The following is a 15274-nucleotide window of genomic DNA, read 5'->3' on the forward strand; positions in this document are numbered from 1 at the left end:
AGCATTCCGGTTCAGCTCCGCGGCGAATAGCCAGGAATGGCCAGCGGATTATCCATCATCGCCGCGCGGTCTGGCCGGTCGATGCCCGCCTTGCCCAAAAATGCGTCGAAAAGCTCGCGCACATAGCTTTCAGGCAGATCCTTCACGATCATAACCAGCAGCGTTTCACGCGCACCCGATCCCTGTCCTTGCGGCCATTGCGGCAGTCGCGCAGGGGGATGAAAAATCTTCTGCACGCCATGAATGACTAACGGACGATCTGGATCTTCCGCGATCTGCACAATGCCTTTCACGCGCAAAAGCTTTTCGCCATGGGTGGAGCGCAGCAGATCGAGAAACATCTCGAAGGTCGAAAAAGGAATGGGATCGCCATGCCTTAGCGAGAACGAGCGGATCGCATCGTCATGATGATGGTGCGCATGATCATGATCGCAATCGGGGCCACATACATGATCATGGTGATGATCCTCCTCATAGGCTTCCGCCCGCAGCCAGCGCTGCACATCCGCCGATTTGGTTTGAGGATTATACAGCCCGCATTCAAACAGCCCCGCATAGCCGGTGCGCATATCGGATGCTTCGAGAATATCCGCGCCCGGATTGAGCAGCCGCAGCCGCGCTTTGAGCGCCGCAAGCCCCGGTTTCGCGTCGTCAAGATCGGCCTTCGTGATGACGATACGATCGGCCATTGCCGCCTGTTTGACCGCTTCTTCGTGATTGTCGAGCGTCGCCATGCCGTTGACGGCATCGACCGTCGTCAGAACGCCATCGAGACGAAATGCCTGCATCAGCACCGGATGGCCCATGATCGAATGCAGAACCGGTGCGGGATCGGCCAGCCCGGTGGTTTCGATGATGACGCGCTTGAGCGCCTTGATGCGCCCAGTCTCCAGCCGGTCGATCAGATCGGCCAGCGTATCCACAAGTTCACCACGCACCGTGCAGCACAAGCACCCATCGGCAAGCTCGATCACTCCTTCGCTGGCCTGCTCAACCAGCAGATGATCAATACTGACCTCGCCGAACTCGTTGATGATGACAGCCGTGTCCGTCAGGGCCGGGTCCTTGAGAAGCCGGTTGAGCAGCGTGGTCTTGCCCGAGCCGAGAAAGCCGGTCAGGACGGAAACAGGAATAGGATGCGGCATGTTCTCGACTTAATTAATCGTGGCTGTATTGACACCCGCGGCGCGTTGCGGACGCGGCTTGGGCACAGGGATCTGCGAAATATCAAGTTGTCCAACCTTGCTGACATTTCGCGGCGGTTCCGATACCAGTCCGACCTGCACCGCAACCGGCTCGCGATCCATTTGGCGGATATAGGGCGAATCGATCTTGAGACGGCCTTCCACATCGCGCCCGTCCCAGCGGCTGGCCATCGCTTCCTGGCTGCAAATCGTCTTGCGCATATCCACGGCCTGATCGACAGCGCTGCCTGCTGGCGGCGTCATACTGGCGAGCGTCGGCACGCCTGCGCCATTGCTGCGGAAAGCATCGCTCATCAATTGCGCGGCCTGTACGGTGCGCGTTTCCTGACGATCCGCGCCAAGCACGATTGCAAGCATCGTACGGCCCTGACGCGTTGCCGAACCAGCCAGGTTGAAGCCCGAGGCGCAGACGAAACCGGTTTTCATGCCATCTGCGCCGTCATAACGGCCAAGCAGGATATTATAATTGGCCTGCGGCTTCTTGCCATTGCCCGTATCGATCGCTTCGGTTGCGAAATAATGCGCATATTGCGGAAATTCGCGGCGCAGCTGCACCCCCAGAATGGCGAGATCGCGCGCGGTCGAATAATTATTGGGATCGTGCAGCCCGTTGGGATTGGCGAAATGCGTGCCGATCATGCCAAGCCGCTGCGCTTCGGCATTCATGCGCTGCACAAATGCCGATTCAGTGCCGCCAACGGCCTCGGCCAGCGCCACGGATACGTCATTGGCCGATTTGACCAGCATGATCGTGAGTGCGGTATCGAGCGTCATCACGGAGCCGGGGCGATAGCCCATCTTGCTCGGTGGTTCCTTGGAAGCGTTGACGGTCATGCGCACGGGAGATTCAAGCGTCATCTGCCCCGCCTGAAGGGCGCGGAAAGTAACATAGGCGCTCATCATCTTGGTAAGCGAAGCCGGATACCAGCGCTGGAAGGCATCCTTTTGCGCATAGACCTTGCCGGTGGCCACATCGACGGCAATCGCAGGATTCGCCGAAGCCGCAGAGAGGGCCACGCCTGAGATCGCCGCCGCTGCGAACCAGATTTTCAATGACTTCGCTATCATTTCCGTAGTTCCAATCAACAATGGCCGCAATTCATGCGCGCAACAGGTTTCCCTCCTTTGCCCGCTTTCTGGGCGTCCATGACGGTTTGCGATTTTTCAATCATAATGGAGGTTCTGCGCTGTTCTATCTATGCCATGTGGCAAGGAAAAGGCAAACAGGGATTGCTCGCTTTCACTGAAACATCATATCCTGCACCCACATATTCATGCCCAGTATTCGGGAGTCCCTCAATGCCAGTGCTTAACCGTGCCGTAGAAACGCAAGCGGAAATCGCCGCATGGCGCCGTCATCTTCACCAGAACCCGGAACTGCTTTACGACCTGCCCGAAACCGCCCGGTTTGTCGCCGAAAAACTCGACGCCTTCGGCTGTGATCGGGTCGAAACCGGTATCGGGCGCTCCGGCGTGGTAGGGCTCATCAAGGGCAGACGCGGCGGAGGCCCGGTTATCGGCCTGCGCGCCGATATGGACGCGCTGCCCATCACGGAAACCAGCGGCGCGCAATGGGCCTCGAAGAACCTCGGCAAGGCGCATTCCTGCGGCCATGACGGGCATACGGCCATGTTGCTTGGCGCCGCGCAATATCTCAGCGAAACACGTAATTTCCGTGGCTCCGTCGCGCTCGTCTTCCAGCCGGCCGAAGAGGGCGGCGCGGGCGCTCTCGCCATGGTCCGGGACGGGCTGATGGATCGTTTCGGCATATCCGAAATCTATGGCGTGCATAATCTTCCCGGCCTGCCCATCGGCCATTTTGCCATGTGCAAGGGGCCGATCATGGCCGCGACCGATGAGTTCGACCTCTTCATCACCGGACGCGGCGGCCATGCCGCGCAGCCGCACCGCACCATCGACCCGATTCTGGCTGGCGCGCAATTGCTTTCGGCCATTCAGGGCATCGTTGCGCGTAACACCGATCCCCTCGATTCGCTGGTGATCTCGGTCACGAAATTCATTGCGGGCGAGGCCTATAACGTCATCCCGCAGACTGCGAAACTTTCGGGAACGGTGCGCACGCTGAGCAAGGACGTCCGCGCTTTCGCCGAACGCCGCATCCGCGAAGTGGCGACCGGTATCGCAACGGTGACAGGCGCTGAAATCGCCGTGCGCTACCAGAACAATTATCCTGTCACCTTCAATCACGACGCCCAGACCGAGTTTGCCGCGCGCATCGCCATGGGCGTGGCGGGTGAAAGCAAGGTAAAAACCGATGTCGCGCCTATGATGGCGGCGGAGGATTTCTCCTATATGCTCGAAACGCGCCCCGGTGCCTATATTTTCATCGGCAATGGCGATACGCCGGGCCTCCATCACCCGGCATACGACTTCAACGACGAAGCCATTCCCTATGGAGTGAGTTATTTTGCCTCGATCATCGAGACTGCGCTTGCGGCCTGAAATCAGCAAGAAATCCGCCAACCCCGCATTTTGCGGGGTTGGCGTGGGCAATGAAAGACAGTATGTGTCGGGAGGCATCCGCAAGGGTCGGAATCAGTTTCCCCTTTGCGAAAGCATTGCGCCGTCGGCGGTCCCGTAGCTCAGTAGGATAGAGCGACAGATTCCTAATCTGTAGGTCACAGGTTCGATTCCTGTCGGGATCACCACCCGGTTTATTACTCCTCAAGGCCAATTGGCTTGTGAGAACACGCCGCCGTCCACCCAGATTGTCTGGCCGGTCACGAAGCGTGCGGCATCCGAAACAAGGAATAATGTCGGCCCCGAAAGGTCTTCCGCAGTGCCAACGCGCCCCAGCGGCGTGATTTTCGACCAAATTTCGGCATAGTCTTCCGCCTCCATCGCCGTGCGCTCGTTAAGAATGGCGCCCGGCGCGATGCAATTCACGCGAATGCCATGGGGCCCAAGCTCGACAGCAGAGACTTTCGTGAATTGTTCGATGCCGCCTTTGGAAGCCGTGTAGGAGACAAGCCTCGGGAAAGCGAGCTTGTTGCAGCCGGAGCCTATATTGACGATCGCCCCGCGTTTTCCAGCCTCCACCATGCGGCGCGCAGCTTCCTGCGTGTTGAGAAAACACCCCTTCAGGTTGGTACGGATCACATCATCCCAACCATCCTCGGAAAGCTCCAGCAGCGAGGCCCAGGTCTGGATACCGACATTGTTGACCAGCACATCGGGCGCATCGTCGAACCAGCGACATGCCTCCTCATAAAAATTCTTTACGTCGGAAAGTTTGCCGGCATCACACGCCAGCCCAAAAACTTTCCCGCCTGCTCCCTCGACCTCTGTCGCAAGCGCCTTGGCTGGCGCATCGTCACCGACATAGGTGAACGCAACCGCATAGCCTGCCTCGACAAATGCCGAAACGAGGGTGCGCCCGATACCGATGCTTCCGCCTGTAATGACTGCCAGTTTCGCCATAGTGTTCCTCCCGGTGACAGGGACGAATTTAGCCGGATTTCCACAATGGTAAACCTGTAGAAAAGAAAATATCATCCAGACAAAGAAGAGGAGTGGAAAATGAACCCCGACATTGAGGAAGCCAATGGCGCCTGCCACTGCGGAACCGTGCGCTTTCATGTAAAACTGACCGACGGGCTTCACAGCGCGCGCCGCTGTACCTGCTCTTATTGTCGGATGCGTGGAGCAGTAGCCGTTTCAGCGGATCTCGATGGATTGAAAATTCTTGAGGGCGAAGAGGCGCTGACGCTCTACACTTTCAACACAGGCGTGGCGAAACACTTCTTCTGCTCGAAATGCGGGATTTACACGCATCACCAGCGCCGTTCCAACCCGCGCCAGTTCGGCGTGAATGTCGCCTGCCTCGAAGGCATATCACCCTTTGATTTTAAGGTTGTGCCAGTGAATGACGGAATGACACACCCTGCCGATGATCCGCAGCATCAAGGATCACGCATTGCGGGGTATTTGCGATATGAAGATGCAAATACCCGATCATAATATCAGTATCCGCTTACCCGCTACATCAGGCTGTACGCCGCCGGTGATTCCGCTCCCAACTGAATATCGCAGGCGGCAGCGGATCATGCCCCCGAATGATATCCGCGCCTTTTTCACCCATCATGATGGTCGGCGCATTGGTGTTGCAGGACGGCACACGCGGCATGATCGAACTGTCGCACACGCGCAGCCCCTCCAGCCCATGAACCTTTAATTCGGGGTCGACGACGGCCATGGCGTCCGTGCCCATCTTGCAGGTGCCGACCGGATGGTGATCGGTCTTGGCGTTGGCGCAGGCATAATCGAACAATTCATCATCGCTCATGACTTTTGGCCCCGGCAGGCGTTCGGCCATCACGAAGGGCTTGAGCGCGTTCTGGCTCATGATCTCGCGTGCGATCTTCAGTCCCTCCAGCGACATTTTCACATCATGCGGGTCGCTCCAGTAATTCGGGTCGATCAAGGGTGCGGCCGCCGGATCGCTGGATGAAAGCCGCACGCTGCCCCGCGAACGCGGATGCAGATAGGCGGAATTGAGCGTCACACCGGCGTTTTTGAGTTTTTCAACCCCCGCCTCGATGCCCGAGCCAAGCCCTAGGTGAAACTGGGTATCAGGCGAGCGCGCATCCGGGTCCGCATACCAGAAGCCGCCGGTTTCAAACAGGCTCGATGCCACCGGCCCCGAACGCAGCACAATATATTGAAGGCCTGCGGCAAGCGTGCGGTGCAGCTTCGCCACGCCGTCATAGGTGTGATCGCCGGTGCATTCGCAGATCACGAACAGATCGAGATGATCCTGCAAGTTTTCGCCCACACCCGCCAGATCATGCTTCACATCGACACCGACCTGCTTGAGATGATCGGCAGGGCCGATACCCGATTGCAAAAGCAGCTTCGGCGACCCGATGGCGCCCGATGCGACGATCACCTCGCGCGAGGCGCGCAACACCTCGCCGCTCATCAGTGCAACGCCGGTGGCACGGCTCTTTTCCAGCATAATGTTGCGCACGGCGGCGTTCATGCGAATGGTCAGGTTTTTGCGCTCGCGGATCGGCGCAAGATAGGCCAGTGAAGCGGAAGAGCGGCGGCGATTGCGCTGCGTAAGCTGATAAAAGCCGACGCCTGCCTGCTCACGCCCGTTGAAATCGGGGTTGTAGGGAATGCCCAGTTCCTGCCCCGCTCGAATATAGGCATCGCAAATGGGCAGCGGCGCAGATGGCATGGAGACACCCAGCGGCCCGCCATAGGAATGATAATCGTCGTTGAAGCGCTGATTATCCTCGGCGCGTTTGAAATAAGGCAGAACGCTGCGATAATCCCAGCCGGTGCAGCCGTCTTCGGTGGCCCACAGATCATAATCGGCTGCATTGCCGCGCGTGTAAATCTGCGCATTGATGGTGGAGCCCCCGCCAATCACTTTCGCCTGCGTATAGCGAAGCACGCGGTTTTTCATGTGCTTCTGCGGCACGGTTTCCCAGCCCCAGCTTCCTACGCCTCTGGTCATCCTGGCAAAACCGGCTGGCATGTGGAACAGCGGGTTCCAGTCGCTTCCGCCCGCTTCCAGCAGCAGCACTTTCACCGCTGCATCCTCGCTCAGGCGATTGGCGAGAACGCATCCGGCAGGCCCGCCGCCGACAATGATATAATCATAAGCCATGGCATTTCTTCCTAAAGCTTTGCGATTGACAGGCCGCCATCGGCACTGATGGCCGAACCGGTGGCGAAGATGAAATCGCCGCCCGCAAGACCGGCAACGATAGCGCCCACATCGCCCGCCTCGCCCCAGCGCTTCATCGGCACCAGCCCATCTTCGATCAGCGTGTCATAACGTGCGGCGACCTTTGCGGTCATATCGGTGCGAATAATGCCGGGCCGCACCTCGAAAACCCCGATGCGCGCTTCCGCCAGCCGCAGGGCCAACCCCTGCACGAAAGCCGAAAGCCCCGCCTTGCTGATGCAGTAATCAAGCCGCTCGGGCGATGTCATCACGGATGAAACCGAGCTGATCGTCGTAATACTGCGCGAAAACGGCACCGCCGCCGCCGAAAGCATCGCCTTCACCACAGCCTGCGTGAAAAACACCGTGCCGCGCAGGTTCACATTCATGATCGTGTCAAAATTTTCGGGCTTCAGGCCCAGAAAATCGCCGCGCTCGACCGAACCCATCCCGGCATTGTTGACAAGGCAATCAATGCCGCCGAACTCCGCAAGCACTGTGTCCACAACTGCTTCATGCCGGGCGACATTGGCCAGATCGCTTTCGAGAAAAACCACTTTTCGTCCGGTTTCCTGCAATTCCTTTACGGCGCTTCTGGCCGTCTCATCATGTTCGCGGTCGGTAATGGCGAGATCGAAGCCCTTGTCCGCGAGCGAGCGCGCAATGGCAAAACCAATGCCGCGCCTTGCGCCAGTCACCAGCGCCACGGGTCGTTGACGCGTCATGCAAGCGCCTCCTTTTTAATATGATCGGCCACGCGCAAAGCCTGGGCCGCAATGGTGAGCGCCGGATTGACCGCCGCCGATGTGGGCAGGAAAGACGCATCCACCACAAATAGATTGGGATGATCGAAAGCGCGGCAATAAGGATCAAGCGGCGCTGTCAGCGGATCATTGCCGATCCGCACCGTGCCGCATTGATGCGAGGGTGTGCGCCGGTCGAAAGCCTGCGAAAGCACGATGGGAAAGCCTGCCTGCCTGAGCACGGATTTGAGCTTTTCCACCAGCATCAGATGCGCTTTCCAATTGCTGCGCACCCAGCGCAGAACAATGCGCTCGCCATCCACGCTCACGCGGCTGTCGGGCGAAGGCAGATCCTCGCTCATCGCATAAAAATCCACTGTGCGCCGCGCAATGCGGTTGAGCAGCCATTCGGGCACGCGCGGCATATTCGCCTTTAAAACCGCGCCCGAAACGCGGCCCAGCAATTGCACATTGCCCAGCGGCGGCCCGCCTGCCCCATCGCCAAGATAGAAATCATTGAAGCCGAATGTCTTCTGGTAAACGCTGTCATTGCGAAAGCGCGGATCAAGGCCAATCACCGCGCTGGCATTGTGGTTCATAAAATTGCGTCCCACCTGATCGGAACTGTTGGCCAGCCCCGAACGCAGCAGCAGCGCCGCCGATTGCACCGCGCCCGCTGAAACAATGACCAGCCTGGGGCGCAGTTGCCGCGCTTCGCCATTCCTCACGTAATGCACGGCAGCGATCCGCGCGCCCTCCGCCTCCAGCCGCGTCACCCTTGCGGATGTTTCCAGCTTCACATTGGGAAATTCGAGCGCTACTGCCAGCGGGCAGGTTTCGGCATCCATCTTGCCGTCATCGCAGTTGGGATGGGCATCCCAAGGCGTCTTGCCCTTTGCCAGCCAGCGTTCAATATCGACGCCAAGCGGCAGGGAAGCGGCGTTAATGCCGTTCCTTTTCAGCCTTGCGCGCAGATCGGCAATGGCCGGTTCATCCGGCACGGGTGCAAACGGATAGGGCTGCGAATGATGCGGCTCGCTCGGATCCTCGCCCAACGCACCGCGCACCTTGAACAATTGCTCGGCGCGGCCATACCACGGCTCCAGCTCCTCATAGGGAAAAGGCCATGCCGGGGACACGCCTTCAAGATGCGCCATTTCCTCAAAATCCTCGCGGCGATAGCGCAGCAGCACCGCCCCATAGAATTTTGAATTGCCGCCCACATTATAATAATTGCCCGGATTGAACGGCGTGCCGTCCGCCTCGTACCAGCTCTCTTTCGGGCGGAAGAAGCCGCGCTGGAAAATGGCGCGCGGATCGCGATTTTCCGGTCGGTCGGCCAGCCGCTCGCCTGCTTCCAGAATGACAATTTCAGCGCCCGACCCAGCCAGCCCGGCGGCGATTGTCGCGCCGCCGATTCCTGATCCGATAATGACAATATCCGGCTGACCTCCCATCGCCGTCGCTCCTATTTTGCCTTTTGCAACTTTTCAGAGGGCATCCACCATCCGCTGCGTGGGCCTATATGCATGTTGAGCGTCTTGGTCTCGGTATAATCCTCCACCGCATGACGCCCCAGTTCGCGCCCCAGGCCCGACTGGCGATAGCCGCCGAAAGGCAGTTCCGGTGTGCCGTCCATAAAGGTGTTCATCCAGATCGTGCCTGCGCGCACCTTGCGCCCGATGCTCATGCATGTGTCGAAATCGCGGCTCCACACGCCTGCCGAAAGGCCGTAATCGACTGCATTGGCAATGGAAATCGCCTCATCCAGCGTGTCGAAAGACAGAACCGACAAGACCGGCCCGAACACTTCTTCACGCGCCACCGCCATATCCGGCTTCACGCCCACAAGCACGGTCGGCCCCATATATTGGCCCATCCCGAGATCCAGCACTTCGCCGCCATGCGCCAGCGCCGCGCCAGCCTTTTCCGCCTCATCGACATAGGCGCCGATTTTGCCAAGATGCTGCGGCGAGATGATCGCACCGACCTGCGTCTGATCATTGAGCGGGTCGCCGATCACGACCTTTTTCGACAGATCGGCAATGCGCGCCACAACCTCGTCGACAATCGAATGATGCACGATCAGGCGCGACCCGGCATTGCAGCATTCGCCTGCATTGAACCACGCGCCGAATACGGCGGCATCGATGAACTCATCCAGATTGGCATCGGGGAAAACGATTTGCGGGTTCTTGCCGCCAAGCTCCAGCGACACTTTCTTCAGCGTCTGCGCGGCATTGGACATGGTCAGCCTGCCGACCCCGGTCGAGCCGGTAAAAGACACCATATCGACCTGGCTGTGGGTGCTCATATGCTGGCCCACATCCGCGCCGGTGCCGGTGATGATATTGACCACGCCATCAGGCACCCCGGCCTCGGTGAGAATTTCACCCAGAACCAGCGTCGAACCGGAAGTAAGCTCGGAAGGCTTCACCACCGCCGTACAGCCCGCAGCCAGCGCAAAAGGCAGCTTCTGGCTGACGATCAGGAACGGGAAATTCCATGGTGTGATGATGGAAACGACGCCGATGGCTTCGCGCAGAACCACGCCCAGCGTGCCATCGCCCAGCGTGTTGTAGCTCTCGCCATGCAGGTCGCGGGCCAATGCCGCCGCATAGCGCCAAATATCGACCGCCCCGGCAATTTCACCGCGCACCTGCGCGATTGGTTTGCCGGCTTCAATCGCATCAAGATAGGCCAGCTCCTCCGCCCGCGCCTCGATCAGATCGGCGGCCTTGAGCAATATGAGTGAACGCTGCGACGCGGTTTTCGAGACCCAGCGGCCATCGTCAAAAGCCTTGCGGGCGCTCGCAATTGCGCGCTCCGCATCAGCCTTGCCGCCCGCCGGATAGCGGCTGACGGTGACGCCATGGCCGGGGGCCACACGCTCGATTGTCTCGCCGCTTGCAGCAGCCACCCGTTCGCCGTCGATCAGCATGGAGAATTCGCGGATTTCCAGCCCCGCCAGCGGCTGCGGTTTGACAATAACACTCATCACCATTCTCCCTTAAACTTCGCTTCGCGCTTTTCGCTGAAAGAGCGCACGCCTTCCTTCAGGTCGCCGGTCTTGGCCACGAGAATGGAGCCGAGCGCCTCGACAGCGGTGCCATTATCCTCACCATTGGCGACGGACAGCATCAATTTGGAAACTTCCAGCGCCGCCGGTCCGCGTCTGACCACCCGCGCGGCATAATCCTTTGCAGCTTCCAATGCTTTGCCCGTATCGGCAACAGCATCAACCAGCCCGTGAGAAAGCGCTTCCTCAGCCGTGAACATCTCGCCGCCCAGCACCATGCGCCGCACGATCTGCGCGCCGAAGCGGCGCACCAGACGCTGCGTGCCCGACCAGCCCGGAATCATGCCCAGCGAAGTTTCCGGCAAGCCGATCTTTGCCTGCCGCTCGGCGATGCGAATATCGGCGCTACCTGCCAGTTCCAGCCCACCGCCCAGCGCATGACCGTTCATGGCGGCAATCAGCGGCATCCGCAAAGTCGCGAGCCGCTCGAAAACGCGATGGCCATAGCGCACCCATGCATGGCCGAATTCCGCCGCTTCCATGCCGCCCCAAGCCTTGATGTCGCCGCCAGCCGAAAATGCCTTGCCTTCGCCGGTGAGGATGGCAACGCGCACGCTCTGGTCCGCTTCCACCCGGTCGCAGGCGGCAGACAATTCGTGCAGCATTTCGATATCGAAAGCATTGAGCTTCTCTGGCCGTCTGATGGTCATCACCGCAATATGGTTTTCGACCACAATCTCTATCCGTCCCGACATTTACGCCTCCAGCTTTCGCGCAGGCTTCTGCGGCAGTTTCAGCCCGATCGGCTCTTCGCCAAACAGCGCCGCATCCATCACCTTGAGCTTGTCCGATACGATCAGCGGGAATTCCGACTGGTCGAGAATATGCGTTTGCAGATCGACGCCCGGCGCAATCTCGGTCAGCACGATCCCTTCCGGTGTCAGCTTCATGACGCAGCGCTCGGTGACATAGGTAATGTCCTGTCCCTGTGCGACGCTGCGCGGACCGGAGAAAGTGACGTGCTCCACCCTGTTGACGAGCTTTTTGAGCTTGCCTTCCTTCTCGATCATAAGCTTGCCATCGGCCACCGCAAGCTTCGCTCCCGCATTGAACATGCCCGAGAACACGATCTTTTTCGCGCGCGCGGTAATATCGGCAAAGCCGCCCACTCCTGCCGTCACATGCGGACGGAAGGAAAGTTTCGACACGTTGACCGAACCATCGCGCCCGATTTCAAGGAAAGAGAGCAGCGAGGCATCGAAGCCCGCGCCCTGAAAATAGGTGAACTGATAGGGCGAGGGCATATAGCCATCCGCATTCGAGGCGCAGCCAAAGGCGAAGTCGAGCAGCGGCACGCCGCCGACAGCCCCCTGTTCGATGACCCATGTTACCGTGCCGTGCAGCCCTTCCTCGAGCAGGATACGCGGCACATTGGCCGAAATGCCAAAACCTAAGTTGACCGCACTGCCCGCTTCCAGCTCCTGCGCCACGCGGCGCGCGATTGCCTTTTGAATGTTGAATTCAGCCAGCCGGAACGTATCGAGCGGACGGATGATCTCGCCGGAAATGGCCGGATCGTAAAGCGTCTGTGTCGTCTGCTTCTGCTCCGGATCCACCACGACATAATCGACCAGCGTGCCCGGCACGCGCACATCATGCGGCTTCAGCGTTCCTGCCTTGGCAATGCGCTTGACCTGCGCAATCACGATGCCGCCATTGTTGCGTGCAGCCAGCGCCTGATCGAGACCGCCCAGATAAGCCCCCTCATGCTCATAGGTGAGATTGCCGCGCTCATCGGCGGTCGTAGCCCTTATGATGGCCACCTGCGGCACGATATTGGGGAAGTAAAGCCAGTCTTCACCGGCAAAATTCACCTTCTCGACCAGCGGTTCCTTAGCCGCCAGATCATTCATCGCGCAGCCCTGCTGTGCGGGATCGACAAATGTATCCATGCCGATCTTGGTCAGCACGCCGGGGCGCTTGGCCGCTGCCTCGCGATGCATGTCGAACATGATGCCGGAAGGCACATTATAGGCCGGGATCTCATTATTGCTGATCATCTGCCAGATCAGCGGCGGCTCGGCGCTGGAAGGGCCGGACGGATAGGAACCGGCGACGATCTTTTTCAGAAGCCCCTTTTTGGCGATATAATCGACCCCCTTGATACCGCTCATATCACCGGCGGCAATCGGATGCAGCGTGGTGATGTTCTGCGGATGGCCGCTTTCATCGAAACGCGCGCCGATGGCTTTCAGCATCAGATCGGGACAGCCAAGGCCGCTCGATGACGAAACCGAAACGACAGCGTTGTCGGGAATAAGTGCCGCGGCTTCTGCCGGAGTGATATGCTTGCTCATAGCTTTAAATTCCAGGTTGGATCGGAGTTGCGCTGCCGCTCTTGGCGGCTTCTGCGACGGCAAGGCCGGTCGCCAGCGACCAGATGCCATCTTCCAGCGTCGCCGATGGCTGGCCCTTTCCGGCAATGGCGTCATGGAAAGCCCGCAGGGATGTTTCATAAAGATTATACTGGTCGAGCGGCAATTCGCGCTCGCCCTCGCTGTCGCGCAGGATCACGCTTCCCACCGGCCTTTGCGTCATGACATTGCGCGCGATCAGCGAGCCTTCGCTGCCATGCACCTCAAATCCGGTTTCGGCATATTTCGTCGTGAAGCCGTCATGGAACTGCGCCATCGCCCCGGACGGAAAGCGCAGCACACCCATCACGCCATCTTCCAGCCCCTCGCCGCTCAAGCCCCCCTGCTGGCTGAAAGCCACCGCCTCCACCGGGTCTTCGCCCAGCACGAAGCGCAGCGTGTCGGCATCATGCACGGTTATATCGAGGATGACCCCGCCGCCCGCATCGCGGCGCTCGATGCGCCAGCCTTGCAGATGCGGCGGCAGATAGACCGCATGAAACACCCGCGCGCCCAGTACCTTGCCGATCCTGCCGTCACGCACCGCATCGCGCATGGCCCGATGGCTCGCAGCATTGCGCAGATGATGGTTGGTGCCAGCCACGACAGCCGCCTCCTGCACGGCTTTGAGCATGGCTTTCGCATCACCAAGCGTCAGCGCCAGCGGCTTTTCGCACAGAATATGCTTGCCCGCTTTCGCCGCCGCAATCGCTTGGCGGCGATGCAGCTCATTGGTGGTGGAAATATAAACCGCGTCGATTTCCGGGTCCGCCAGCAGCGCATCGAGGCTCGTCACCGAGCGCGCAATGCTGTTCTCACGAGCGTAATTTTCACCGCGTTCGGCATTGGTGCTGTAAACGGAAACGACCTCGCCACCGGTGGCGCGGATCGCCCCGATCACCCATTCCCTTGCAATCGTGCTTGCGCCGATCAAACCCCATCTGCTCATGCCACTTCCTCCCGTTTTGTCCGGAACGGCGCACCGCAGCTTGCGCGCACCGCAAGGCGCACCGAAAGCCGCTGCGCTTCTGCCTCCACCCGTTCCGAATTGATCTGTTTGAGCAAAAGCTGCGCCGCCCGTTCGCCCATGCCCTGCGGATCGACCGAAACCGTCGTCAGCGCCGGAACAGCGGACTTCGCCTCGATCACATCGTCGAACCCGACCACGCCGAAATCCCGCCCCGGTTCAAGATTTGCGGCGCGCAACCCGTCGCAAACACCAAAAGCCACCGCATCATTGAAGCATACGGTCGCCGTCGGCTTTGCCCCGCCAAGCAGCATACGCTCCACTGCCTCGACACCGCCCGCTCGCGAAGGCGCGGAATTAAAGACCAGTGCATCAGCAAAAAGAATTCCCGCCTGCTCCAGCCCCGCGCGATAGCCTGCAACGCGCTCGGAAAACACCGCCGTATCGGCATAACCCCCCATGAAGGAGATTGCCCGATGTCCCAAAGCGACCAGATGCTCGACCGCTTTCGCCACCCCGCCGCGATTGTCGGACACGATGGACGAAACACCGGAACCGGGCACATCGCGCACCATCTGCACCACCGGCAGGCCGCTTTTGGCCAGCGGCTTGAGATCGCTGGCCTCGGTGCCCCGCGCTGGCGAGATAATCAGCCCGGCAATGCCGTGCTCACGCATCGAGGCCACCACTTCGCGCTGCCGGTCTATGCTTTCCGCCGTATTGGCGAGAAACTGCACGTAACCCGCAGACTGCATGACCCGATCCACCCCCACCGCCAGTTCGGCAAAAAAGCCGTTGGTGAGATCGTTGACCACAAGGCCAATGATTTTGGAATTGGACTGGCGCAGATTGGCCGCCGAGCGATTATAGACATAGCCGAGTTTTTCGATTGCCTGCTGCACCCGTTCGCGGGTTTCGGCATGGACCAGCGGACTGCCGCGCAGCACCAGCGAAACGGTCGACTTCGACACGCCCGCCTCCTGCGCAATATCGATCACCGTGATCCTGTCCCTGCTCATCCAAATCTCCCAACTGCATAGCACAGTTTAATTGGAACGTTCCAAATTTGTCAATATCTCGAAAGCAGGCAGCAAAATGCACCATGATTTCAATGAAATCAGCAAAAACAGTGAGGATATCCTTCCGTTTTCGCCTGAAATCTCAGCTTCTCTTGCCATTTGGAACGTTCTAATTTAAATAAGCCCCAGCTATGCGGAGGAACATGATG

Annotated in this window: 13 protein-coding genes and 1 tRNA gene; 3 read left to right on the forward strand and 11 right to left on the reverse strand. The window is 59.4% G+C overall.

Translation table 11 applies throughout. The features are described 5' to 3' along the window. Nucleotides 1–11 precede the first annotated feature (11 nt). Together KUG47_RS00650 and KUG47_RS00655 are read right to left on the reverse strand one after the other, a co-directional pair. Nucleotides 12–1145: a CobW family GTP-binding protein gene (locus tag KUG47_RS00650; protein ID WP_217676027.1), complete on the reverse strand. Its 1134-nt coding sequence runs from the start codon at nucleotides 1143–1145 to the stop codon at nucleotides 12–14. A 9-nt stretch (nucleotides 1146–1154) separates the two neighbouring features. Further along, nucleotides 1155–2273, reverse strand: coding sequence for a D-alanyl-D-alanine carboxypeptidase family protein (locus KUG47_RS00655; protein ID WP_217676030.1), 1119 nt, complete (start codon nucleotides 2271–2273; stop codon nucleotides 1155–1157). Between the two features lie 231 nt (nucleotides 2274–2504). Between KUG47_RS00655 and KUG47_RS00660 the strand changes: the two genes are divergently transcribed. Further along, complete coding sequence (locus KUG47_RS00660) at nucleotides 2505–3668, forward strand: M20 aminoacylase family protein (protein WP_217676031.1); 1164 nt, start codon at nucleotides 2505–2507, stop codon at nucleotides 3666–3668. Nucleotides 3669–3797: 129 nt separating this feature from the next. Next, nucleotides 3798–3874, forward strand: a tRNA-Arg gene (locus KUG47_RS00665). Between the two features lie 16 nt (nucleotides 3875–3890). Here the strand turns inward: KUG47_RS00665 and KUG47_RS00670 are convergent. Further along, nucleotides 3891–4646: an SDR family NAD(P)-dependent oxidoreductase gene (locus tag KUG47_RS00670; RefSeq protein ID WP_217676033.1), complete on the reverse strand. Its 756-nt coding sequence runs from the start codon at nucleotides 4644–4646 to the stop codon at nucleotides 3891–3893. 99 nt (nucleotides 4647–4745) lie between these two features. Between KUG47_RS00670 and KUG47_RS00675 the strand changes: the two genes are divergently transcribed. Further along, nucleotides 4746–5186: a GFA family protein gene (locus KUG47_RS00675; protein WP_217676035.1), complete on the forward strand. Its 441-nt coding sequence runs from the start codon at nucleotides 4746–4748 to the stop codon at nucleotides 5184–5186. A gap of 25 nt (nucleotides 5187–5211) precedes the next feature. On the opposite strand, the gene KUG47_RS00680 is transcribed toward KUG47_RS00675, so the two are convergent. Genes KUG47_RS00680 through KUG47_RS00715 form a run of 8 tightly spaced genes read right to left on the reverse strand, consistent with a single transcriptional unit; the run spans nucleotide 5212 to nucleotide 15065 of the window. Then, complete coding sequence (locus tag KUG47_RS00680) at nucleotides 5212–6843, reverse strand: GMC family oxidoreductase (protein WP_217676036.1); 1632 nt, start codon at nucleotides 6841–6843, stop codon at nucleotides 5212–5214. Nucleotides 6844–6854: 11 nt separating this feature from the next. Next, nucleotides 6855–7628, reverse strand: coding sequence for a 3-ketoacyl-ACP reductase (locus KUG47_RS00685; RefSeq protein WP_217676037.1), 774 nt, complete (start codon nucleotides 7626–7628; stop codon nucleotides 6855–6857). Beyond that, entirely contained in the window at nucleotides 7625–9103 is a 1479-nt protein-coding gene (locus KUG47_RS00690) for a GMC oxidoreductase (RefSeq protein WP_217676039.1), read from the reverse strand. The genes KUG47_RS00685 and KUG47_RS00690 overlap by 4 nt, the downstream gene beginning before the upstream one ends. An 11-nt stretch (nucleotides 9104–9114) precedes the next feature. Then, a complete protein-coding gene (locus KUG47_RS00695; protein WP_217676043.1) occupies nucleotides 9115–10650 on the reverse strand; it encodes an aldehyde dehydrogenase family protein in 1536 nt (511 codons plus the stop codon). Continuing rightward, nucleotides 10644–11420 (reverse strand): enoyl-CoA hydratase/isomerase family protein, encoded by a 777-nt coding sequence (locus tag KUG47_RS00700; RefSeq protein ID WP_217676045.1) that lies wholly within the window; start codon nucleotides 11418–11420, stop codon nucleotides 10644–10646. The genes KUG47_RS00695 and KUG47_RS00700 overlap by 7 nt, the downstream gene beginning before the upstream one ends. Continuing rightward, nucleotides 11421–13022, reverse strand: a complete 1602-nt coding sequence (locus KUG47_RS00705) for an acyl CoA:acetate/3-ketoacid CoA transferase (protein WP_217676047.1) — start codon at nucleotides 13020–13022, stop codon at nucleotides 11421–11423. Between the two features lie 4 nt (nucleotides 13023–13026). Further along, complete coding sequence (locus KUG47_RS00710) at nucleotides 13027–14028, reverse strand: Gfo/Idh/MocA family protein (protein ID WP_217676048.1); 1002 nt, start codon at nucleotides 14026–14028, stop codon at nucleotides 13027–13029. Continuing rightward, nucleotides 14025–15065 (reverse strand): LacI family DNA-binding transcriptional regulator, encoded by a 1041-nt coding sequence (locus KUG47_RS00715; protein WP_217676049.1) that lies wholly within the window; start codon nucleotides 15063–15065, stop codon nucleotides 14025–14027. Before KUG47_RS00715 ends, KUG47_RS00710 begins: the two co-directional genes overlap by 4 nt. Between the last annotated feature and the right edge of the window lie 209 nt (nucleotides 15066–15274).

This window comes from Falsochrobactrum tianjinense (assembly GCF_019100495.1).
GTDB lineage: Bacteria > Pseudomonadota > Alphaproteobacteria > Rhizobiales > Rhizobiaceae > Brucella > Brucella tianjinense.

Coding starts and splice junctions, on each gene's coding strand:
- KUG47_RS00710 (WP_217676048.1), bottom strand. CDS start 14,028: ATGAGCAGATGGGGTTTGATCGGCGCAAGCACGATTGCAAGGGAATGG.
- KUG47_RS00660 (WP_217676031.1), top strand. CDS start 2,505: ATGCCAGTGCTTAACCGTGCCGTAGAAACGCAAGCGGAAATCGCCGCA.
- KUG47_RS00685 (WP_217676037.1), bottom strand. CDS start 7,628: ATGACGCGTCAACGACCCGTGGCGCTGGTGACTGGCGCAAGGCGCGGC.
- KUG47_RS00690 (WP_217676039.1), bottom strand. CDS start 9,103: ATGGGAGGTCAGCCGGATATTGTCATTATCGGATCAGGAATCGGCGGC.
- KUG47_RS00680 (WP_217676036.1), bottom strand. CDS start 6,843: ATGGCTTATGATTATATCATTGTCGGCGGCGGGCCTGCCGGATGCGTT.
- KUG47_RS00695 (WP_217676043.1), bottom strand. CDS start 10,650: ATGGTGATGAGTGTTATTGTCAAACCGCAGCCGCTGGCGGGGCTGGAA.
- KUG47_RS00675 (WP_217676035.1), top strand. CDS start 4,746: ATGAACCCCGACATTGAGGAAGCCAATGGCGCCTGCCACTGCGGAACC.
- KUG47_RS00655 (WP_217676030.1), bottom strand. CDS start 2,273: ATGATAGCGAAGTCATTGAAAATCTGGTTCGCAGCGGCGGCGATCTCA.
- KUG47_RS00670 (WP_217676033.1), bottom strand. CDS start 4,646: ATGGCGAAACTGGCAGTCATTACAGGCGGAAGCATCGGTATCGGGCGC.
- KUG47_RS00650 (WP_217676027.1), bottom strand. CDS start 1,145: ATGCCGCATCCTATTCCTGTTTCCGTCCTGACCGGCTTTCTCGGCTCG.
- KUG47_RS00700 (WP_217676045.1), bottom strand. CDS start 11,420: ATGTCGGGACGGATAGAGATTGTGGTCGAAAACCATATTGCGGTGATG.
- KUG47_RS00705 (WP_217676047.1), bottom strand. CDS start 13,022: ATGAGCAAGCATATCACTCCGGCAGAAGCCGCGGCACTTATTCCCGAC.
- KUG47_RS00715 (WP_217676049.1), bottom strand. CDS start 15,065: ATGAGCAGGGACAGGATCACGGTGATCGATATTGCGCAGGAGGCGGGC.